Annotated in this window: 12 protein-coding genes; 8 read left to right on the forward strand and 4 right to left on the reverse strand. The window is 68.3% G+C overall.

All coding sequences use genetic code 11. The features are described from left to right. Positions 1–2 precede the first annotated feature (2 nt). The 7 genes from BHE75_RS25215 (at position 3) to BHE75_RS11845 (ending at position 19546) form a co-directional block, all read left to right on the forward strand. Positions 3–6866, forward strand: a complete 6864-nt coding sequence (locus tag BHE75_RS25215; protein ID WP_070933984.1) for a hypothetical protein — start codon at positions 3–5, stop codon at positions 6864–6866. An 87-nt stretch (positions 6867–6953) separates the two neighbouring features. Continuing rightward, positions 6954–8486 (forward strand): cysteine--tRNA ligase, encoded by a 1533-nt coding sequence (cysS, locus tag BHE75_RS11820; RefSeq protein ID WP_070933985.1) that lies wholly within the window; start codon positions 6954–6956, stop codon positions 8484–8486. Between the two features lie 55 nt (positions 8487–8541). Continuing rightward, positions 8542–9978 carry an aldehyde dehydrogenase family protein gene (locus BHE75_RS11825; RefSeq protein ID WP_070933986.1) on the forward strand — a complete coding sequence of 479 codons (1437 nt, stop codon included), beginning with the start codon at positions 8542–8544 and terminating at the stop codon, positions 9976–9978. A gap of 138 nt (positions 9979–10116) precedes the next feature. Beyond that, on the forward strand, positions 10117–11523 hold the full coding sequence (locus BHE75_RS11830) for a cytochrome c family protein (RefSeq protein ID WP_254684432.1): 1407 nt from the start codon (positions 10117–10119) through the stop codon (positions 11521–11523). After that, positions 11523–13535, forward strand: a complete 2013-nt coding sequence (locus BHE75_RS11835; protein ID WP_070933987.1) for a heme-binding protein — start codon at positions 11523–11525, stop codon at positions 13533–13535. Before BHE75_RS11830 ends, BHE75_RS11835 begins: the two co-directional genes overlap by 1 nt. A 51-nt stretch (positions 13536–13586) precedes the next feature. After that, positions 13587–15404, forward strand: coding sequence for a hypothetical protein (locus tag BHE75_RS11840; RefSeq protein ID WP_070935792.1), 1818 nt, complete (start codon positions 13587–13589; stop codon positions 15402–15404). Then, positions 15404–19546, forward strand: a complete 4143-nt coding sequence (locus BHE75_RS11845) for a hypothetical protein (protein ID WP_070933988.1) — start codon at positions 15404–15406, stop codon at positions 19544–19546. Before BHE75_RS11840 ends, BHE75_RS11845 begins: the two co-directional genes overlap by 1 nt. A 7-nt stretch (positions 19547–19553) precedes the next feature. Here BHE75_RS11845 and BHE75_RS11850 read toward each other — a convergent pair whose 3' ends face one another. Together BHE75_RS11850 and BHE75_RS25355 are read right to left on the reverse strand one after the other, a co-directional pair. After that, entirely contained in the window at positions 19554–19793 is a 240-nt protein-coding gene (locus tag BHE75_RS11850; RefSeq protein WP_438830588.1) for a winged helix-turn-helix transcriptional regulator, read from the reverse strand. After that, a complete protein-coding gene (locus BHE75_RS25355) occupies positions 19790–19915 on the reverse strand; it encodes a winged helix-turn-helix transcriptional regulator (protein ID WP_438830589.1) in 126 nt (41 codons plus the stop codon). The genes BHE75_RS11850 and BHE75_RS25355 overlap by 4 nt, the downstream gene beginning before the upstream one ends. Before the next feature lie 103 nt (positions 19916–20018). On the opposite strand from BHE75_RS25355, the gene BHE75_RS11855 reads away from it, so the two are divergent. Continuing rightward, on the forward strand, positions 20019–20627 hold the full coding sequence (locus tag BHE75_RS11855; protein WP_070933989.1) for an NAD(P)-dependent oxidoreductase: 609 nt from the start codon (positions 20019–20021) through the stop codon (positions 20625–20627). Between the two features lie 45 nt (positions 20628–20672). On the opposite strand, the gene BHE75_RS11860 is transcribed toward BHE75_RS11855, so the two are convergent. Further along, positions 20673–21239, reverse strand: coding sequence for a HutD/Ves family protein (locus BHE75_RS11860; protein WP_070933990.1), 567 nt, complete (start codon positions 21237–21239; stop codon positions 20673–20675). A 10-nt stretch (positions 21240–21249) separates the two neighbouring features. Beyond that, positions 21250–23073, reverse strand: coding sequence for a glutamine--fructose-6-phosphate transaminase (isomerizing) (glmS, locus tag BHE75_RS11865; protein ID WP_070935794.1), 1824 nt, complete (start codon positions 23071–23073; stop codon positions 21250–21252). Positions 23074–23105: the final 32 nt, after the last annotated feature.

Genomic DNA, 23105 nt, shown 5'->3' on the forward strand with positions numbered 1-23105 from the left:
ACATGTCCGCCATGGTCCTTCAGCCGAAAGCATCGCGGCCGCGCCGCCCGCTCCTCTCCTCCAGCGCGATCGCGGCGATCGCGGCGGCGGTGGCGCACGGGCCGGCGGCGGCGCAATCCTTCCAGGGCGGCGTGATCTCCTCCACCCCGGGCGTGACCGTCAACAACGGCATACCCGGCCAGACGACGGTCACGGTCAACGCCCCCAGCGCGATCATCAACTGGCGGCCGGACGACAATGCGGCCGGCGGCGCGCCCATCGAATTCCAGCCGGCCGGCACCTCGGCCACCTTCCAGGGCGCGAGCGACTTCACCGTCCTCAACCGCATCCTTCCCGATGGTGCCGCCGCCGGCCGTTCCGTGCTGCTCAACGGCAATATCGGCAGCAGCGTGGATGGCGCGCGGGGTGGCGCGGTCTGGTTCTACAGCCCCAACGGCCTCATCATCGGCTCCCAGGCCACGATCGACGTCGGCAGCCTGCTCCTCACCACGCGCGATCTGGCCGATGCCGATTTCCTGGACGGGAACGGCATCTACAATTTCGGCGCGGCCGATAACAGCCGCTCCACCGTCACCATCCAGCCGGGCGCGCAGATCGACGCGCGCTACGATTCCGGCCTCGGCGGCGCCTATGTCGCCGTCGTCGCGCCGCGCATCGCCCAGGGCGGCAGCGTGCGGGTCGACGGATCGGCCGCCTATGTCGCCGGCGAACAGGCGCGCATCACCATCAATAACGGCCTCTTCAATATCGAGGTGCAGAGCGGCAGCGCGGTCAACGCCGGCACGGCAGGCGACGATGTGACGCTCTCCCACACGGGCTCCACCACCGGACCGGCCTCCAGCGGGGCCGGCGATCCCCAGTCGATCTACATGGTGGCCATTCCCAAGAATGTCGCCGTCACCATGCTGGTGGGCGGCACCGTCGGCTATGATGCGGCCTTTGCCGACGTCCAGAACGGCACCGTCGTGCTTTCCGCCGGATCGAACCTCGATAGCAGCGGCAATCCCTCCACCGGCCCCGCCAGCGGCGTCGGCGCCGGCATCCGCGTCGAAGGCGGAACCTTCACGTCGCAAACCGCGCTATATGCCCGCACCGATGCGCTGGTCTCCACCGCCGGCGGCCCGCTTGCCTTCGATCAGGGCTTGTCCGTCACCGCCGGCCGCAATGCCGTGCTGCAGGCGGGCGCCGGCGATTCCCTTACCGTCGGCGGCAACCTCTTCGTCTCCTCGCTCAATCGCGACGATGCCGGCGGCGCCCTGCGCGGCACGGCCGCCGTCGATGTCGGGGCAGGCGCCTCGCTTTCGGTCACCGGCGTCACCACCATCGATGCCTCCATTTTCGATTTCGGCAACGTCCAGGGCGGCACCGCGCGCCTGACGGGGGCAAACGGCGCATCGATCGATACCCAGTCGCTGTTCATCCGCGCCGGCGCCGACAGCTTCGATGGCAGCGCGCGCGGCGGCGATGCCCTCCTCTCGCTCACCGGCGCCACGCTCGATGCCGGCGATATCTTCATATCGGCCGGTGCCAGCGGCGGCACCGAAGATATCGCCGCGGATGCGTTCGGCGGCAACGCGACCGTCACGCTCGCCAACGCCTCGCTTTCCGTTTCCGGTCAACTCTATGTCGATGCCAGCGGCTTCGGTGGCAATGCGCAGCAGAGCGGCGGCACGGGCGGTTCCGGCACGGGCGGCAATGTCCGCCTCTCCGTCACCGGCGCGGCCAGTGATATCCAGGTCGACGGCCAGATCAGCCTCGCCGCGCGCGGCGAAGGCGGCGGCAATGGCAGCGATAGCTTCGGCAACGGGATTACCGGCGGCAACGGCACCGGCGGCACCGCGATCTTCGATCAGTCGGCGGGCGCGCTCAGCGCCGGCGGCCTCCTGCTCGATGTCGCCGGCCTGGGCGGCAACGGCACGGATTCCGCCGAAACGGGCTTTACCGGCGGCTCCGGCGGCAACGGCACCGGCGGTTCGGCGGCCGCCACCCAGACCGGCGGCTCGCTGTTCCTCGGCGGGCTCGATGTCCTCGCCAACGGCATCGGCGGCTTTGGCGGCCGGGGTTTCGATTTCGGCTATGGCGACGTCATCGACGGCGGCGATGGCGGTAACGGCGCAGGCGGCAACGCCACGGTGGCGATCGGTGCGCTTTTCGCCGCCGGGTCGATAATCCTCGATGTCAGCGCCACCGGCGGCGAAGGCGGCCAATCCGATGCCGGCATGGCCGGCAATGGCGGCAGCGCCTTAGGTGGCGGGTGGAACGGCACGGGCGGCGGCTCGCTCAGCTTCGCTGATGCCACGCTTTCGTCGCTCGGCTCGGTCGCGGTCCTCGCCGATGCGGCGGGCGGCGCCGGCGCGATGCGCGGCGGCGATGCGTCCGCCGGCCGGGCCGCCCTCTCCTTCCGGGATAGCGGCCTGGTCAACCTCCCCTCGGCAACGATCGACGTCAGCGCGCGCGGCGGCGATGCATCGGCCACCGGCGGCACGGCGGGATCGGCCACGGCCGGCAGCGGCGCCTTCACCGCCAGCGGCAGCTCCATCTCGTCGCAAGCATTCTCGTTCGCGATCATTGCGCGCGGCGGCGACGCCTTCGACGTCGGCCACGGTGGCGACGCCACGGGCGGCTCCATGGAATTCCGCCTCGCGGATGGCGATCTTTCGCTCGGCGGCGGGCTCGATATCCAGGCCGACGCCGGCGGCGGCTCCGGCCGGTTCGGCGGCAGCGGCCATGGTGGGCGGGTTGCGGTCGATATCGATACCGCCACGCTCACCCTCGGCAGCAATGGCCGCATCCTGCTCACCGCCGACGGCACCGGCCGGGGCATCGGCAGTTCCACGGACTTCACGTCCGACGACATTGGCGGCAGCGCCACGGGCGGCACCGTCAGCCTCCGCTTATCGAACACCACCCAGTCCGTCGCCCGCGGCGTGACGCTCAGCGCATCTGCCGAAGGCGGCTCCAGCGGCGGTGCCGGCGGCAGCGGATCGGGCGGCGACATCAGCCTCGCGCTAGAAAATGGCGCGTTCCTCGATATCGGCAACGGCCTCGTCTTCGATGCATCCGCCCGTGGCGGAGACGGCACCGCCGGCGGCGCGGCGGAGGGCGGCGATATCAGCCTCGCGCTGTCCGGCGGCGCCCGCCTGTCGGCCGCGATGGCCATCGATCTGGATGCCACCGCCTATGGCGGCATCGGCGGCTATGCCGGCAATGGTGGCGACGCGCGGGGCGGATCGATCCTGCTCGATATCGCCGCCGCATCGGCGGAAAGCCTTATCGATATCGGCTACGGCATCGTGGCTTATGCCGATGCCTATGGCGGCGGTTCGACGGGCCAGACCTTCTCCAGCGAAGGCTTCGGGGGCACCGGCGGCAGCGGCACGGGCGGCGACATCCGCGTCAACCTCGCCAGCGGCGGCATCGGCTCCGCCTTCTCCAGCACCTTTTCCGCCATCGGCAGGGGCGGCAATACCGCCAGCAACAACGGCAATGCCGGCACGGGCATGGGCGGCAGTATCGAGGTGAGCCTTGCCGGCGGCACCTTCGCCTTCGCCGGTCTTAGCCTCGACACGGCGGGCATCGGCGGCAATGCCGGCGAGTCCGGCTATGGCGACGGCGGCGATGGCGGCGCCGGCACCGGCGGCATCGCCGCGCTGCGGATCGGGCCGGGCGGCGTGCTGCAGGCCGATTATCTCGACATCATCGCCAGTGGCACCGGCGGCGATGGATCGGTGGGCGATCTCGCGGCCGCCGGCACGGGCGGCGCGGGTCGGGGCGGCACGGCGTCGCTCCTGATCGAAGGCGGCGCCTTCAGCGGCATGGGCATAACCGTCTCCGCCGATGCCGATGGCGGTTCCGGCGGCGGCGCGTTGGGCGATGCCCCGGCCGGCATCGGCGGCGCCGGCGCCGGCGGCTCCGCCACCTTCCGCCTCGCCGGCGGCACCGTGGAAGTCTCGGGTGCCACCGTCAGCGCATCGGGCAATGGCGGCTTCGGCGGCTATGCCAGCGGAACGGGCACGGGCGGCGCGAACGGCGGCGCCGGCACCGGCGGCACGGCCAGCCTGCGGGTCGAATCCGGCAATCTCGCCGCCGGCTATCTCTCGGCGATCGCCGATGCTCGGGGCGGCTATGCCGGCTACGGGATGTTCGATGGCCCGCTGGCGACGGGCGGCGCGGCCCAGGGCGGCCTTGCCGAGCTGACGCTCCAGCCCGCAGGCGCCGTCACCGCCGACACGTTGGAAATCTCGGCCGGGGCCACCGGCTATGGCTCGCCATATTCGCTGGTCGGCGATGCCCGGGGCGGCACCGCGCGGATCGCCACCTCGGGCGGTTCGCTTGCCATCGGATCGGGCCTGTCGCTCAGCGCCGGCGCCTCGATCCGGGGCGAAGGCGGGGCCGATCTCGACGTGATCGGCGGCACCGTCAGCTTCAGCGCATCCAACGGCACCGCGATCGATTACGGCCCCGGCTCCCTCACGCTCGATGCCTCGGCCGCGATCCTCCCCGGCGAAGGCAGCGGAGAAGGCGAAGGCGGCGAAAGCGGCGAAAGCTTCGCCTTCGCGGCCGCTGCCGCAGCCGGCAATGTCGTGGGCGGCAGCAGTTCCCTCACCCTCGACGGCGTCACGCTGAATCTCACCGGCGATCTCGTCCTCGACGGCGGCAGCGGCGCGGCCACCGAAGGAGCCGCCGCCCAGGGTGGATCGGTCGCGCTCGCCGTGCGCAACGGCGGCCTGCTCACCGTGGGCGGCGGCGCGACGCTCAGCGCGATCGGCGGGGACGCCGCATCGGGCGGCACCGTCGCCGTCAATGTCGACAACGGCACGATCCGCGTTGCGGACAGCACCGCGATCACCTCGGGCGGCGATGTCGTCTTCGCCGCCAGCGGCACCGGGCTGTTCGACGTCGGCGGCGATCTTGCCGTCGTCGCCGGGAACGACATCAGGTCCAGCCACGCCCAGCCCGCTGATCCGGTGGACACGATCCGCGCGGCACGCGCCAGCTTCCAGGCCGGCGGCGACATCGATCTCGGCAATGGCACCATCGTCAATGCCGGGGCGATCGACATTACGGCCAACGGCGCGGCTTCTGCCTCCACCCTGCGCGCGCAGGGCGATATCGCCATCGCCGCGGCCACGATCGCCATCGACACGCTGTCGGCCGGCGGCGGCATCAGTCTCGCGGCGGAAAGCGGCGATATCCGCATCACCAGCGATATCGCGGCGGGCGGCCCTATCGACCTTGCCGGCGCCGGCATCTACCTCCGTTCGCAACGCGACCTCAGCCTCGCGGGCCTGCGCGCCACATCCGGCGATATCGATATCGGCAGCACCGGCACGCTGGATCTCGCCAATATCGAAGCCAGCGGATCGATCCGCCTCGACGGCACCGACATCAGCCTCGTCGATGCCCGTGCGGGCGACAGGATCGCCCTCACCGCAAGCGGCTTCGCCACGGCCACGGGGATAGCCGCCACCGGCGATATCGACATATCCGCCCTCGGCGCGATCGACCTTGCCGGGGCCGATGCCGGCGGATCGATCCGCCTCGACAGCCGCGATGTCCGCCTTGTCGATGCCCGCGCCGGCAGCGCGATCGACGTCACCGCGCGCGGTCTCGCCACGCTGGATGGCACGATCGATGCCCGCACGATCAGCGTCGGTTCCTACGATATCGCGATCGGAACGGGACAGGGCGGCACCGCCCTGATCGGCCTCGATACGGATAGCATCACCCTCACCAATATCGGCGAAGAGATCAGCCATGTCGGCGGCGGGAACGCGGAAGGCTGGTCGCTTTCCAATGACGAGTTCGGCCGCCTGGCCGCGCACGACATCAATATCGTGGCCAATGGCGACATGGATGTCGGCCGCCTCGACGTGATCGGATCGGCCGGCGAGGATGGCGAGGCCGGCCGCCGCCGCAACCTGCTGGGCAGCGAATTGCGGCTGGGCGCCGGCGGCACGCTCCGCGTCGTCGATACGATCTCGCTCACCGGCGCTGCCGACAGCGATCGGCTGGTCCTTGCGGCGAACGATCGCATCCTCGTCGATACCGCCACCGGATCGATCCGTATCGCCAACGCGTCCGGCGGGCTTGGCGGCACCCTCGCGCTCGATGCCCCGACCATCTTCGTCGGCACCGCCCAGGCGTGGACGGATATCTCCGGCATGGCCGATATCAACGCCCGCAACGATCGCCTGGCCAACAGCGACGGCATCGACAATGCCGAAGGCTTCCTGCTGGCGCGCGGCATGGAATTCCGTGCCGGCCGGGGCCTCTATATCCAGAACAGCACCGTCGATGCCACGGCGGGCGGCGTGCGCGGCGGCTTCACCGTCGGCGAAGGCGGGCTTGCCCTCATCGCCGCCGGCCAGACCCCGGAAGTCGTCATCAACGGTCGCCAGGCGCTGGCGGACGGCACTTTCCTCACCGGCGAGGCGCTGGTCCGCACCGTGACTCTCCGGGGCGAGGGTTCGGGCTCGATGGCGGGCTTCCATCCCCGCTCGACGATCAACGGCTGCCTGCTGATCGGGCTTGCCTGCAGCATCGGAAGCTCGACCCCGATCGGCATTCCCCAGCAGGATGTGATCGCCGCGCTGGACCCGGACGAAGAGGACGGCGAAGGCGAATCCACCGGCCTTGTCCGCTCGCTCAACACGCCCGTCATCCAGTTCGCCGATGCCGCCGGCATCACGGCCGATCCGGTGATCGAACAGCCGGTCACCGGCGCCGGCAACGAGGACCTGTGGCTCGACACGCCCGATGGCGGCCTGGATACGGTCGGCCAGCAGGTCACCGGCACCCGCAAGGATGACGAGGATCAGGAAAAGCCCGGATCGGGCAAGGATCGCGGCCAGCACCAGCCCTGATCCCGGGCTGCCCCTGATCGCGGGATTGGCGTATCCCGCGGCCATGGGTTAGGAGCCCGTTTTCCCTTCGACCGGATGAAGTGATCGATGCCGCATTCCGCCCCCGCCGGCCAGCCGCTGGTCCTGTTCAACAGCGTGACGCGCGCCACCCAGCCCTTCGCGCCGATCGATCCGGAAATGGCGAAGATCTATTCGTGCGGGCCGACGGTCTATAATTTCGCCCATCTCGGCAACCTGCGCGCCTATGTCTTCACCGATACGCTGCGCCGGACGATCAACTGGAAGGGCTGGAACGCCACCCACGTCATCAACATCACCGATGTCGGCCACCTTACCTCCGACGCGGACGAAGGTGACGACAAGATGGAGGTCGCGGCCCGCACCGCATCGCGCACCATCTGGGAAATCGCCGCTTTCTATACCGATGCGTTCAAGAACGACATCGCCCGGCTCGGCATCCTTCCGCCCACGATCTGGAGCGTCGCGACCGATCATATCCAGGATATGATCGCCTTCGGCCGCCGGATCGAACAGCATGGCTCGGTCTATGAGCTGGACTCGGGCCTCTATTTCGATGTCACGACCGTGCCCGATTATGGCCGCCTTGCCGGCACCCGGCCCGATGAGGTCGTCGGCCGGATCGAGGCGGTGGAGGGCAAGCGCCATCCGGCCGATTTCGCCATCTGGCGCAAGTCGCCCGAAGGCAGCACCCGCCAGATGGAATGGGCCTCGCCCTGGGGCGTCGGCGCGCCGGGCTGGCATCTCGAATGCTCGGTGATGAGCATGAAGTATCTGGGCGAGCAGTTCGATATCCACACCGGCGGCATCGACCATCGCGAAATCCATCACTGCAACGAAATCGCACAGAACCAGGCCTTCACCGGCACTGCCGCCACCGGCGCCAACATCTGGATGCACAACAATTTCCTGGTCGATCGCGGCGGCAAGATGTCCAAATCGAAGGGCGGCTTCGCCACGCTGCAATCGCTGGTCGATCGCGGCGTCCACCCGCTCGCCTATCGCCTGCTCTGCCTGTCGGCGCACTACCGGTCGGAACTGGAATTCTCGCCCGAAAATCTGGGCGCGGCGCTCACCCGGCTGAAGCGGCTGCTGATCTCGGTCGTCCAGTTGCGCGATAAGGCCGGCGACCTGCCCTGGCTGCGCCTCGTTGCGGAAGCCGCGGCCACCAAGGGCGCCTCCTTCGCCTATCAGCGCAGCGTGCTGGAAAGCGATCTTCCGGCCGACGCGGCGGCGCTCGTCGCCCGCTTCGACGAAGCCGTTTCCGCCGATCTGATGATCCCGCAGGCCCTCCCCATCCTGGAGGAAGCGGTGGCGAAGAAGGCATGGTCGCCCGATCTGCGCCTCCGCCTCGCCGCCAGCTTCGATCTGGTGCTGGGCCTCGGCCTCCTCACGCTCGACCGAGCCGATCTGCGGATGCGCCCGGCCGGCGCCACGCTGGAGGAGGCGGATATCGAGGTCCAGCTCACCGATCGCCAGGCTGCGCGCGCGGAGAAGGATTTCGCCCGATCGGATGCGATCCGCGACGCGCTCGCCGCGCAGGGGATCGAGTTGATGGACGGCGATCCGCTGCGTTGGGAATGGCGGCTCGCCCTCGATTGAGGCGATCCGCCGCCGGCGGCGTTTGAAGTTTCAATCCAAGGGGAGCCGGAAGCTCATGGCGTTGAAACCCACCTACCCGCTCTACGTCGCTAACGCGGCGCGCCAGCCCAATGCCGATCTTGCCGTGACGGACAAGTTCACCGGCGAGGTCGCGACCCGCGTGGCGCTCGCCGATCAGGCGGTGATCGAGGAAGGCATCGCCGCTGCCGTGGAGGCGGCCGGGCCGATGGCGCGGCTCGCCGCCTATGAGCGGCAGGCCGTCCTCCAGCATTGCGTGGCCCGCTTCACCGAACGGGCGGAGGAACTGGCCTTCGCGCTGTGCGTCGAGGCCGGCAAGCCGATCCGCGACAGCCGGGGCGAGGTCGGCCGCCTGATCGATACGTTCCGCATCGCGGCGGAAGAAAGCGTGCGCCTGACGGGCGAGGTGCAGCCGCTCGATATCTCGCCCCGCGCGCGCGGCTATCAGGGCATGTGGAAACGGGTGCCGATCGGCCCCTGCTCCTTCATCTCGCCCTTCAACTTCCCGCTCAACCTTGCCGCTCACAAGGTGGCGCCCGCCATCGCCGTGGGCTGCCCCTTCGTCATGAAGCCCGCCAGCCGCACGCCCCTTGGCGCGCTTATCATCGGCGAGGTGCTTGCGGAGACCGACCTGCCGAAGGGCGCCTTCTCCATCCTGCCCGCCCATCGCGACGGCGCGGACCTGTTCACCACCGACGATCGGCTGAAGCTCCTTTCCTTCACCGGATCGCCCGCCGTCGGCTGGGATCTGAAGGCGCGGGCCGGCAAGAAGAAGGTGGTGCTGGAACTGGGCGGCAACGCGGCCGTCGTGATCGATGCCGATGCCGATCTGGACGATGCCGTCGATCGCACCATCTTCGGCGCCTTCTACCAGTCCGGCCAGTCCTGCATCGGCGTCCAGCGCATCATCGTGCACGAGAAGGTCTATGATGCCTTCCGCGACAGGCTGGTCGCCAAAGCGAAGGCGCTCGTCGCCGGCAATCCGCATGATGAAGCCACCTTCATCGGCCCGATGATCGACGAGAAGGAGGCCGCGCGCCTCGAAGGCTGGATCGCCGAAGCGCTGGACCGCGGCGCCACCCTGCTCTGCGGCGGCACGCGCGACGGCGCGATGCTGGAAGCGACGCTGCTGGAAGGCGTGGCGGCCGATACCCGCCTGAACCGGGAGGAAGCCTTCGGCCCCGTCGCCTTCCTCATCCCGTTTGCCGAATGGGACGAGGCCGTCCGCATCGTCAACGACAGCCGCTTCGGCCTCCAGGCCGGCATCTTCACCCGCGATATCTTCAAGGTGCTGGATGCGTGGGACCGGATCGATGTGGGCGGCGTCATCGTCAACGACGTGCCGAGCTACCGGGTCGACAACATGCCTTATGGCGGCGTCAAGGATTCCGGGCTCGGCCGCGAGGGCGTCCGTTTTGCGATGGAGGACATGACGGAGATACGCAATCTCGTCATCCGCCGCCGTTCGCCCTGAAAAACGGCGGATTTCCGGCCATTATCCACTTTCCTGTCTTGCCTAGGCGGAAGGGAGCGAACATAGATGCCCGCCGATAAGCAGATCGGGTCACAGGGATAGGCAGCGATCCGGCCGTGGAGGCCGGCGGGGGGCGCAATGTCAGGGGGATTGTCGGCCGGGGCGTCCGCCCGGCTGATCGGCATGCTTGGTCTCGCAACGGCCGTGGCGGGGTTTTTCGCCCTGCTGCTGCTTGCCCCGCTTTCGCCCGGCCGCAGCGCGCCCTCGCGCGATACCGCCACCATCCATCTCGGCGTCGCCTCCTGCTCCGGCTCCACCTGCCACGGCCGCAGCGAGGCGGACGGCCGCATCGTCCGGCAGGACGAGCTGATGCGCTGGCAGGAGCCATCCTCCCCGTCCGGCGCGCACAGCCGCGCCTTCCGCGTGCTCAGCGAACCGCGCGGCCGCGCCATCGCCCAGCGGCTCGGGCTGAAATCCGCCGCCAGCGCGCCGATGTGCCTTGGCTGCCATGCCGATCCGGTCGCGCCCTCGCTGCGCGGCCCGCGCTTCCAGATCGGTGACGGCGTCGGCTGCGAATCCTGCCATGGCGGCGCCAAAAACTGGATATCGAGCCATTATGCGGTCGGCGCCACGCATCAGGGCAATATCGCCGCCGGCCTCTATCCGCTCACCAACCCGCGCGCTCGGGCGGAAAAATGCCTCGATTGCCATTTCGGCAGCGATCGCCCCGGCCAGTTCGTCAGCCACCGCATCATGGCCGCCGGCCATCCGCGCGTCTCGTTCGAGCTCGATCTCTTCTCGACCCTCCAGCAGCATCATGACGAGGATGCCGATTATGTCCGCCGCAAGGGGCGGATCGGCAATGTCCGCATGTGGGCGGTGGGCCAGGCGGCGGCGCTCGAACGCGCGCTCTCGCTCTATGCCGATGCCCGCTTGGGACAGGATGGTCTGTTCCCCGAATTCTATTTCTTCGATTGCCATAGCTGCCATCGCCGCATCTCGGACGAGGCGGATTATCGCACGACGGCGCTCGCCAATCCGGGGCGCCCGATCCCATCCGGGATGCCACCGTTCAACGACGAGAACATGATCATGCTATCGGCCGCCGCGCGCGCCGCCGCGCCCGCGCTGGCCGACAGGCTGGAGGCGGACAGCCGCGCCTTCCACGCGGCCCTCGCCACCGATCGCCCCACCGCGATCCGCGCCGCCCAGCGCCTGCGCACGACGGCGAACGCGCTGGCGGACAGCTTCGCCGCCAATGAATTCGGCCGCGCCCAGACCTTCGCGATCATCGATGCAGTCGCGTCCACCGCGAGCGCCCAGCGCTACACCGATTATGAAGGCGCCGTGCAGGCGGTGATGGCGACGGACACGCTGCTGAACGGCCTCGTCAATGCCGGGCAGGTCGCGCCCGCCTCGGCCGCCGCGATCCGTGGGGACATCAACCGCGCTTATGCGGCGGTGCGCGATCCCAACGCCTTCCGCCCGCTGGAATTCCGGGCCGCATTGTCCAGCGCATCCTCGGCAATCGGCAGGCTGCGCTGATGCGGGGCATGCGGATCACGGCCTTCCTCTGCGGCGCCTCGCTGCTCGTCTCCGCCTGTGGCGGAGGCGGAGGCGGAGGCGGAGGCAGCGGCTCGGGCAATGGCGGCGGCACGACTACACCGCCCCCCAACGATCCCTATACGGCGCCTGCGCAGGAAGCGCTCAGCGCCGCCGATGTGGAAGGCGTGCTCGCCCGCGCGGTGGAGGAAGCCACCGCCCGCAACAGGCCGGCGGTGATCGCCGTCACCGATCGGGTTGGCAACGTGCTTGCCGTCTATGCGATGGCCGGCGCGCCCCTCACCCTCTCCATCCGGTCGCCCGCCGATCGCGGCCCGGTGACACCCGGCGATGCCGAGGGCCTGGACGTGCCCGTCGACGGCGCGATCGCCGCCGGTGCCATCGCCAAGGCGATCACCGGCGCCTATCTGTCGTCCAGCGGCAACGCCTTCACCACGCGCACCGCCAGCCAGATCGTGCAGCAGCATTTCCCGCCCGCGCCGAGCACGGTGGGGCTGGAAAGCGGGCCGCTGTTCGGCGTGCAGTTCAGCCAGCTTCCTTGTTCCGATCTCGCCGCCCGCTTCAACGGCACCGCATCGGCGGACAGCTTTATCGGCCCCAAGCGCTCGCCGCTCGGCCTCGCCGCCGATCCGGGCGGCATGCCGCTCTACAAGAATGGCGTGGTGGTGGGCGGCATCGGCGTGATGTCCGATCCGCTCTACAGCTATGACGCCAACACGCTGGACGTGGACGCCGATGCGGACGAATTCATCGCACTGGCCGGCCAGTCCGGCTTCGCGCCGGCCGATGCGATCCGCGCCGATCGCATCGCCGTGGACGGCACCTCGCTGCGCTATGCCGATGCCACCGCCGCCGGCCTGCTCAAACAGCCGTCCGCCGCCCGCCCGCTCGCCCAGCTAAACGCCGCAGGCCTTGGCGGGCTGATCGCGATCAACGGCTATTTCGACGGCACGATCCGCGCCGGCCAGGCTTATGGCACGGAAGCCTCGGGCATCCGCGCGGCGACGGCAGCGGAACGTTCCTCCGGCAGCACCATCGACGACAAGGCCGCCTTCATCCTCACCGATGGATCGGGCGCCAACCGCTTTCCGATCCGCGCCGGCACCGATGGCGTTTCCCAGCCGCTCACCGCCGCCGAGGTCCGGGCGCTGCTGACCCAGGCCTTCGCGGTGATGACGCGCGCCCGCGCCCAGATCCGCCGCCCGCTGGAAAGCCGCGCGCAGGTGACGATCAGCGTGGTCGATACCGATGGCGCACCGCTCGGCATCGTCCGATCGCCCGACGCGCCCGTGTTCGGCACCGATGTGGCGCTCCAGAAGGCGCGCACCGCCGCCTTCTTCTCCGGCCCGCATGCGGCCGATGACCTGCTCGGCAACCCATCGGCGGACGTGCAGGGCAATGTCGCCCGCGCGCGCGCCTTCTTCGGCGATTCGACGGCGCTTACCGGCAAGCTGGCCATGGGCGACCGCACCGTCGGCAATCTTTCGCGCCCCTATTTCCCGGACGGGGAAGTCGGCACTTCGCCCGGCCCATTCTCGCTCCCGATCACGGGCTGGAGCCCGTTCAACACCGGCCTCCAGTCGGCGCTCATCATCGGCAACATCCTGGAACATGTGAATTTCGTGCTGGGCGCGAGCGCGACCGATACGCCACGCCGCTGCACCCTCACCCCCGATGCCGCGCCGGGGCGCAACCGGCTGCAGAACGGCATCCAGATCTTCCCCGGCAGCGTGCCGATCTTTCGCGGCGGCGTGCTGGTGGGCGCCATCGGCGTATCGGGTGACGGCATCGACCAGGACGACATGATCGCCTTCCTCGGCGCGCATCAGGCCGGGCTCCAGCTCGGCGGCTTCGGCAATGCCGATCCCGCCCGCCGATCGGATCAGGTGCAGATCAGCCTCGCCAACGGCCGATCGGTCCGGCTGCGCTACATCGCCTGCCCGTTCGCGCCCTTCCTCGACACTTCCGACCAGAACGTCTGTTCGGGGAAATAGGCCGTGGCGCTCGCTTCCGCTTATGCCCTTCAGCTTGCGATCGCGGCCGCGATGCCGCCCGTTGCGGATGGCGCGGTTGCGGAGCAGATCGCGGACGCCCCGCCGTCGGTGGATGCGGATGCGGCGCTGATCGACGGCCGCCGCCGCCCCGGCACCCATCGCGACCTGCCCGAACCCGTGGTGCAGGCCAATGAAGGCGCGGTCCGCCCGCCCCCGCCGGAAGCCTTCCCGGTCGATCAGTTCCCGATTCCCGATCGCTGGCGGCTGATCCAGGCGCTCTGCCCCGATCGCAACTATCCGGCGGCGGCCCTCACCTGCCGGTCCCCCTTCGATCCCTATCACCAGAATTTCCTGAAGGGCGATCGCCCGATCGACCTGAAGTCCAAGCCTTCATGGCTGCCGATCAAGGGCGACGACTGGTTCCTGGTGCTGAACGGCGTTTCGGATACGGTGGTGGAGCCGCGCTCCTTCCCCCAGCCCGTCGGCGTCCAGACCACGGAGAATCCGGACAGCCTCGACGTGTTCGGGCGGGATGAAAGCATCGTCGCCTCCCAGACCTTCATCTTCGGCGGCTCGCTCATCAAGGGATCGACGGCCTATAAACCGCCGAACATCGAATATCGGGTGATCCTGGCCTATAACGTCAATTATGTGGACGTCGGCCAGCGCCGCATCCTCCATGTCGAACCGTCGAAGAAAAGCCATCGCACGGATGATTTCCTGGGCGTGCAGGAACTGTTCGTCGACTATCACTTCCGCAACGTATCCGATCGTTTCGATTTCGATTCGATCCGCGTCGGCATCCAGCCGTTCAACATGGATTTCCGGGGCTTCCTGTTCCAGGACAACCAGCTCGGCATCCGTTTCTTCGGCAATCGCGACAATAACCGCGTTCAGTATAATTTCGGCGCGATCTGGCGGCTGGAAAAGGACACCAATTCCGGCCTGAACAGCGTCGTCCAGCGCCCGCGCGACGATTTCATCCTGTTCGCCAACCTGTTCCGCCAGGATTTCCCCGTGCCCGGCCTTACCAGCCAGGCCAGCATCACCGTGAACCTCAACCGGGAAGACGGGATCGAGGTGGACGATAACGGCTTTCCGGTGCGCCCCGCCCTGCTCGGCTCGCTCCGTCCGCGCAATTACGACGTCACCTATCTGGGCTATGCGGTGGACGGCCATGTCGGCCGGCTCAACATCACCGGATCGCTCTACGGCGCGCTGGGCGAGGATCGGAACAGCTTCTTCACCGACAAGCCGGCCAAGGTCCGCGCCTTCCTCGCCGCGACGGAACTCAGCTACGATCACAACTGGATGCGCTTCCGCCTGTCCGGCCTCTATGCGTCCGGCGACGGCGATCCCTATGACGATCGGGAGACCGGCTTCGACGCCATCTTCGAAAACCCGCTCTTCGCCGGCGCGGACACCAGCTACTGGATCCGCCAGTCCGTGCCGTTCGCCGGCGGCGGCCGCGCGATCGGCATCAACGGCCGCAACGGCATCCTGAATTCGCTGCGCTCCTCCAAGGAACAGGGCCAGTCCAACTTCAACAATCCCGGCACGATGCTGCTCGGCATAGGTGGCGATTTCGATCTGACGCCCACCGTCCGGCTTTCCACCAACGTCAACCATCTCTGGTTCGAAAATACGGCGACGCTGAAGGCGCTGCGCATGGAAGGCAGCATTCCGAAGGCGATCGGCTGGGATTATTCGCTGGCGGCGATCTGGCGGCCCAGGGCGGTGCAGAACGCGGTGTTCCGCCTGTCCGCCGCCACGCTCGATCCGGGCAAGGGCTTTTCCGATCTCTTCACCAACAATCAGGGCGACGATCGCTATTATTCCGTCCTGTTCAACGCGATACTCACATTCTGATGGGCATGGGGGCGACTTTCCTGAAACGGGCGCTGCTGGCCGCCGCGCTGCTGGCCGGCATGGCGGGCGGATCGTCGGGGCTTGCGTCCGAAGGGGAAAAGCCGCGTGCCATCACCTATGCCTTCACCGCCCCGGCGCCCGCCGGCCAGTCCTGGGCGGAGGCGGATGAAAAGAGCGCGGGTTGCGTCTCCTGCCACACCGCCAGCGATCAGAAGACGATGCACGCCTCCCCCGCCGTGGTGCTGGGCTGCGTCGATTGCCATGGCGGGGATGCCACCGTCCGGGGCGATGCGCGCCTGCCGCACGATGCCCCGGCCTATGTCGCCGCGCGGGACAAGGCGCACGTCCTGCCCCGATATCCCGAAAGCTGGCACTGGCCGTCCTCGGCCAACCCCAAGCGCAGCTACACGCTGCTGAACCGCGAGGCGCCGGAATATATCCGCTTCGTCAATCCATCCGATTACCGCGTCGCGCGCGCCGCCTGCGGCGCCTGCCATATCGAGATCATCGAGGCCGCCGAACGGTCGCTGATGTCCACCGGTGCGATGCTCTGGGGGGGCGCCGCCTATAATAACGGCATCCTGCCCTACAAGAATTACATGTTCGGCGAAGCCTATACGCAGAAGGGCGAGCCCGCGCAGGTGAAGTCCCCCGGCTCCCCGCCCGGCACCGTCACCGATGCCCAGGCGAACCGCGGCGCGCTCGCCACCCTCTATCCGCTGCCGACCTGGCATGTCGTGCCGCCGGGCGACGTGTTCCGCGTGTTCGAGCGCGGCGGCCGCAATATCGGCACCCAGTTCCCGGAAATCGGCCTGCCCAATATCGGTGGCACCATCCAGCGGCTGGAGGAGCCCGGCCGTCCCGATCTGCGCCAATCCAATCGCGGCCCCGGCACGGGCCTGCGCGTCGCCATCCCCGTGCTCAACGTCCACAAGACCCGGCTCAACGATCCGTTCATGTGGTTCATGGGCACCAACGACCAGCCCGGCGACTATCGCAATTCCGGCTGCGCCGGCTGCCACGTCATCTACGCGAACGATCGCGAACCGCGCCACAGCCTGATCTACGCCCGATATGGCCGCGACGGGCAGACCGCCACGGCCGATCCCACCATCGCCGCCAAGATGGAGCCGGCCGATGACGGCCATGGCCACGGCAAGGCGAAAGGCCCCGTCCCCGCCGATCATCCGGTGGCGCCCGGCATCAAGGAAAAGGGCCACCCGATCCGCCACGCCTTCACCCGCGCGATCCCGACGGCGCAGTGCATGAACTGCCACATGCACCAGCCCAATATCTTCCTGAATTCCTACCTCGGCTACACGATGTGGGATTATGAATCGGATGCGCCGCTGATGTGGCCCAATCCGGAAAATCCGCTCGCCCCGCCCGCGGGCAAGGCGGCGGACGCCTACAAGAAGCAGAAATACCCCACCGCGGCCGAAGTCCATGCCGTGCTGGATCGCAACCCGGAAGGCGCATCGCCGCGCGGCCTGTGGGCGGACGTTGATTTCCTCCGCAACGTCTATGACGATGTGAACGCACGGGCGAAGGATACCCAGTTCGCCGATTATCACGGCCATGGCTGGAATTTCCGCGCCATCTTCAGGCGCGATCGCGAGGGCAATCTGCTCGACGCCGCCGGCAACATCGTGAAGCCGGACGATCCCGAGAAGTTCCGCCTCTACCGCCGCAACGCCGCCGGCCAGTTCGTCGACGAACATGGCACCGTGGTCGATCCCGCCGATCCCGATCTCGACAGGAAAGCCAAGCCGATGTTCGCCGATGTCGGCCAGCAGCCGGGCAAGGCCGTCCACATGATGGACATCCATGCCGAGAAAGGCCTGCAATGCGCCGATTGCCATTTCGCGCAGGACAGCCACGGCAACGGCCTGATCTATGGCGAGGTCGCCAATGCGGTGGAGATAGGCTGCAAGGATTGTCACGGCACCGCCGATGCCTATCCCACGCTCCGCACCTCCGGTCCGGCGGCGCGGCCCGGCGGCACCGATCTGTCGCTGCTCCGAAACGCCGATGGCCGCCGCCGCTTCGAATGGGTGGAGAAAGCCGGCCAGCGCGTGCTCGTCCAGCGATCGATCGTCGATCCGAAGCTCGAATGGGAGGTCAGCCTCGTCAAGGATGCCGTGACGGAGGGCAATCCCCATTTCAACCTGAAGGCCGCCCGCGCCAAGCTGATGTCGCGCGAGGGCGCGGAAACCGGCCGCTACGTCTTCGGCCCCGGCGTCGCGATGGAGGATCGCGCGCACAAGGACCCGGACATGGCCTGCTTCACCTGCCACCTGTCCTGGACGACCTCGTGCGGCGGCTGCCACCTGCCGATCGAGGCGAACTGGAAGACCAGCAGCCATAAATATGACGGCATCGAAACCCGCAATTTCGCGACCTACAATCCCCAGGTCGCGCGGGACGAGATGTTCCAGCTCGGCCGCCACCAGACGACGAAGGGCAACCAGATCGCGCCGGTGCGCTCCACCTCGGCGCTGGTGCTTTCCTCCACCAACATCAACCGCGAGCGCATCTACATCCAGCAGCCGCCCATTTCGGCGATCGGCTTTTCCAGCCAGGCCTTCGCGCCCCATTTCCCGCACACCGTCCGCAAGACGGAGACGAAGACCTGCTCGGACTGCCACCTTTCCGCCGCGAACGACAATAATGCGATCATGGCGCAGACGCTGCTGCTGGGCACCAACTTCGTGAACTTCGTCGGCATGAACGCCTGGACGGGTGAGCAGGACGGCTTCCAGGCGATCCGTGTCACCGAATGGGAGGAGCCGCAGGCGGTAATCGGCTCCTACCTCCACAAATATGCCTATCCCGATTACTGGAAGGCGCATCAGGACCATGGGCGGGAACTGCTGGAATGGCGGCGCGGCCGCGCCTTCGACAGGAAGCTCTCGGGCGAAACCCGCGCGGTGGAGGAATTCGCCAATCCCCGCCAGGGCGCGCCCGATGCCGTCCGCTGCCTCCAGCTGCGCGGCGAATATATGTTCGTCGCCCAGGGCAAGGGCGGCTTCCAGGCCTATGACGTCGCCTCGATCGCCAACAAGGGCTTCTCCGAACGCATCCTGACGGCACCGGTCTCCCCGCTCGGCCAGGATATGCGGGTCAAGTCCGCCAATGCCACCTGCATGGCGCTGCCGACGATGCAGGCGATCGCCCCCACGCGGAACACGGCGGATCTGCGCGCCCTGAACCAGGAACAGCCCTTCCATCCCATCTATCACTACGCCTTCGTCACCGATGCGGAGGAAGGGCTGATCGTCGTCAATGTCGATACGCTGGCCGATGGCGAGCCACGCAACAACTTCCTGCGCCGGGACGCGACGTGGAATGCCGATAATGTGCTGAAGGGCGCGCGCCACATCACGCTGGGCGGCCATTATGCCTATATCGCCGCCGATGCCGGGCTGGTGGTGGTCGATGTGGACGATCCGCTCCACCCCCGCCTTTCGGCCGTTCTGCCGGTGCGCGACGCCCGCGCTTCCGCCCTCCAGCTCCGTTACCTCTGGGTTACGAGCGCGGAGGGCGTGCAGCTGTTCGACGTCACCGATCTCGCCCGTCCTCGCCCGGTCCCGGAAGCGACCGTCCCGCTGGCCGATGCGCGCCGCCTTTATGTCGCGCGGACCTACGCCTATGTCGCGGCAAAGCAGGACGGGCTCGTCATCCTCGACGTCAAGAATCCGGAGCGTCCGTCGATCTACCGCAAGGTCCGCCTCGAAGGCACCGCGCATCCCATCGACGATGCCGAGGACGTGATCGTCGGCACCACCAACGCCTCACTCTTCGCTTATGTGGCGGATGGGCGGAACGGGCTGAAGGTGCTGCAACTCACCTCCCCGGCGAGCCAGCCGAATTTCTACGGCTTCTCGCCCGCGCCCGTGCCGGAACTGATCGCCTGGGCCAGGACGCCCGCACCCGCGCTCGCCCTTTCCAAGGGCCTCGATCGCGATCGCGCGGTGGATGAAAGCGGCGGCCAGATCGCCGTCTTCGGCCGCCTCGGCTCGCGGCCCTTCACCCGGCCGGAGATGGAGCGCCTGTTCCTCAGCCGACGCGGCATCCCCTACAAGGTGATGGACACGCCTTCCTTCGCGGACTGGCTGCCGGCGCGGGCCGCCCGCCGCTGAAGCGGCATCACGCCGCCTCGGCGATCATCCGCGCGTCGTGCCGGGCGCGGGCCGCCTCGATCTCGCTTACATTATGCTCGGCCCAGCGGGTGATGCTGCCCATGATCTCGATCAGCCCTCCGGCCAGCGCCGCCAGCCGATATTCCACCGTCACCGGCACGGTCGGATAGGCGGTGCGGATCACCAGCCCGTCGCGCTCCAGCCCCTTCAGCACCTGCGACAGCATCTTCTGCGAAATGCCGTTCACCGCGCGCCGCAGCGCATCGGGCCGTCGGCCAGCGTCAGCAGGATCAGCATCGCCCATTTGTCGCCGATGCGGTCGAGGATCTGGCGGGTGGGGCAATCGGGGTCGAAGGCATTGCCGGTCATGGCGGTTTCGTCCGTGTAACCAGGTGAGGCGGAAGTGCGTTCTTCCCATCGGCTAGCGGAATGCATAGCTGGTTTCCATTCGAAACCACATGGGAGATCATCGATGAAGATCGCCGTCATCGGCGCCACCGGGCGCGCGGGCCGGGAAATCGTGGCGGAGCTGGTCCGGCGTGGCCATCAGGTGACCGCGATCGCCCGCCATCCGGAAAAGGCGCAGGCCGATCCGCTCGTCACCGCCGTCGCCGGCGATGCCAATGACGCCGCCGGGCTGGCGCCGCTTATCGCCGGCCATGACGCCGTGGTGAGCGCGGTCATGTTTCTGAACAGCGATCCGGCGATCCTGGTGGATGCCGTGCGCCGGGCGGGCGTGCCGCGTTATCTCGTGGTCGGCGGGGCCGGCAGCCTCGAGGTTGCGCCCGGCCTGCGCCTTATCGACACGCCCGATTTCCCCGACGCCTACAAGGCCGAGGCATCGAAGGGCGCCGCCTTCCTCGATTATCTGCGCGGCGTCAGCGATATTGACTGGACGTTCCTGTCGCCATCGGCCCTGTTCTTCGAAGGCCCGCGCACCGGCAAGTTCCGGCTGGGCGACGACGCGCTGCTGACGGATGGCGGCAACAGCAGCATCTCCTTTGCCGATTACGCCATCGCCATGGCGGACGAGATCGAGCGCCCGGCCCATAGCCGCCGCCGCTTCACCGTGGGCTATTGACCTGATCCTGCCGGCCCCTCGCACCGAGCGCGGGGAACCGTGCCCTCAGAGGGGCCGGAAGCGGACGAGCAGCGCGCCGGCCTCGGCATCTTCGATCCGCACCTCGGCCTCGCCATCCAGATCGAGCCCGTCGTGGCGATCCAGCCTGAAGGCGCGGCCTCCTGCCGTCGCCTCGACCGGCCCCAGCGCGATCAGGATGGCGAAGGGAGCCGCCACGGCATGCAGGCCGGCACCCAGCCGCGTCATCTCCGCACGATAACGATCGCGGCGCACCATGGCGTTGAGGTCGATCACCGCCCCGCCGATCGGCGTGCCGTCCATGGCGACATCGCCGGCAAAGGCGAAGGGCGGGCTTTCCGGCGTGATCGTCCGTTCGCCGGTTGCTTCGCCCGCCAGCCGCAGTTCGCCCGCCAGCACCGCCAATATCCGGTCGACGCCGGGAAAGATCGAGAATGGCCCGGCGGCCGCGACTTCCGCCATGCTGAGCCGCCATTGGAAATCGCCCATGCCGGCACCGGGCGGGTGGGCGCGGATCTCGCGAGTCACGCCGCCGCCATTCTTCCACGGCACCGCCACTCGATCGCGGGCGCGAAGGAGGCGATCGGCGGTCATGCGCCCGCCGTCACTCCACCGTCACCGACTTGGCGAGATTGCGCGGCTGGTCCACGTCCGTGCCCTTGGCGACGGCGACATGATAGGCCAGCAGCTGCACCGGAATGGCATAGACGAGCGGCGCGATCAGGGGGTGGACCTCGGGCATCTCGATCGTCGCGATCGTGCCATCGCCCGCCGCCATGATGCCGGCGGCATCGGAAATTAGCACCACCTTGCCGCCCCGCGCCTGCACTTCCTGCATGTTGGAAACCGTCTTGTCGAACAGCGGGCCCGACGGCGCGATCACGATCACGGGCACGTCCTCGTCGATCAGCGCGATCGGCCCGTGCTTCATTTCGCCCGCCGCATAACCTTCGGCGTGGATGTAGCTGATTTCCTTCAGCTTCAGCGCGCCTTCCAGCGCCATCGGATAATCGGGCCCGCGACCGAGATAGAGCACGTCGCGCGCCCTGGCGACGAGCGGGGCCAGCGCCTCGATCTCCTCGTCATGCGCCAGCGCCGCGTTCATCGCCGCCGGCGCCTCGGCCAGATGGCGCACGATCGCCTGTTCCTCATCCGGCGTCAGGCGCCCCTTCACCCGCGCGAAATTGGCCGCCAGCGCCGCCAACACGGCAAGCTGGCAGGTGAAGGCCTTGGTGGATGCCACGCCGATCTCCGGCCCCGCATGGGTGGGCAGCAGAAGATCCGCCTCGCGCGCCATCGAGCTGGTCGGCACGTTCACCACCACCGCGATCTTCTGGCCGGCGGCGCGGGCATGGCGCAACGCCGCCAGCGTATCGGCCGTCTCGCCCGACTGGCTGATGAACAGGGCCAGCCCGCCTTCCTCCAGCACCGGCTCGCGATAGCGGAACTCGGATGCGACATCGATGTCCACCGGCACGCGGGCGAAGCGTTCGAACCAATATTTGGCGACCATCCCGGCATAAAAGCTGGTGCCGCAGGCGACGATCGTCACCCGGCGGATATCGGCGAAGTCGAATTCGGGGATCGGCAGCGCCACCTCGCCGGCCAGCGGCCGCAGGTAGGAACCCAGCGTCTGCGCCACCACCACCGGCTGCTCGAAGATTTCCTTCTGCATGAAATGGCGGTGATTGCCCTTGTCGATCAGCGCGCCGGTAAGGCCGGAAAGTGTGGCGGGCCGGTCCACCACGCGGTTCGCCGCATCATGGATGGTCACGCCGTCGCGGGTCAGCACCGCCCAATCGCCTTCTTCCAGATAGGCGATCTTCTGGGTCAGCGGCGCCAGCGCCAGCGCGTCCGATCCCAGATAGGTCTCGCCCTCGCCATAACCCACCACCAAGGGCGCGCCCAGCCGCGCGCCGATCAGCAGATCGGGATGCGTGCGGAACAGGAAGGCAAGCGCGAAGGCGCCGTGCAGCCGGGGGAGGACGGTGCGGACCGCTTCCTCCGGGCTCGCGCCGCGCTCCAGCTCGCGGGCGACGAGATGGCCTACCACCTCCGTATCGGTCTGACTGGCGAAATGGCGGCCCTCGGCCAGCAGCTCATCCCGCAGCGCCTTGAAATTTTCGATGATGCCGTTGTGCACCAGCGTCACGTCGCCCACGATATGGGGGTGGGCATTGTCCTCGGTCGGCGCGCCGTGCGTGGCCCAGCGGGTATGGGCGATGCCGACATGGCCGGCCAGCGGATCGGCCGCCAGCTTGCGGGCCAGGTTGTCCAGCTTGCCTTCGGCCCGGCGGCGATCGAAGGCGCCATCCTGCACGGTTGCGATGCCGGCGGAATCATAGCCGCGATATTCCAGCCGCCGCAGTCCGGCCAGCAGCCGGTCCGCCACATCCTCGCGCCCGATGATACCGATGATGCCGCACATATGGGTCGATCCGTCCTCTTGGGGCCAGGGCG

The sequence above is a fragment of the Edaphosphingomonas haloaromaticamans genome, assembly GCF_001853345.1.
GTDB lineage: Bacteria > Pseudomonadota > Alphaproteobacteria > Sphingomonadales > Sphingomonadaceae > Sphingomonas_E > Sphingomonas_E fennica.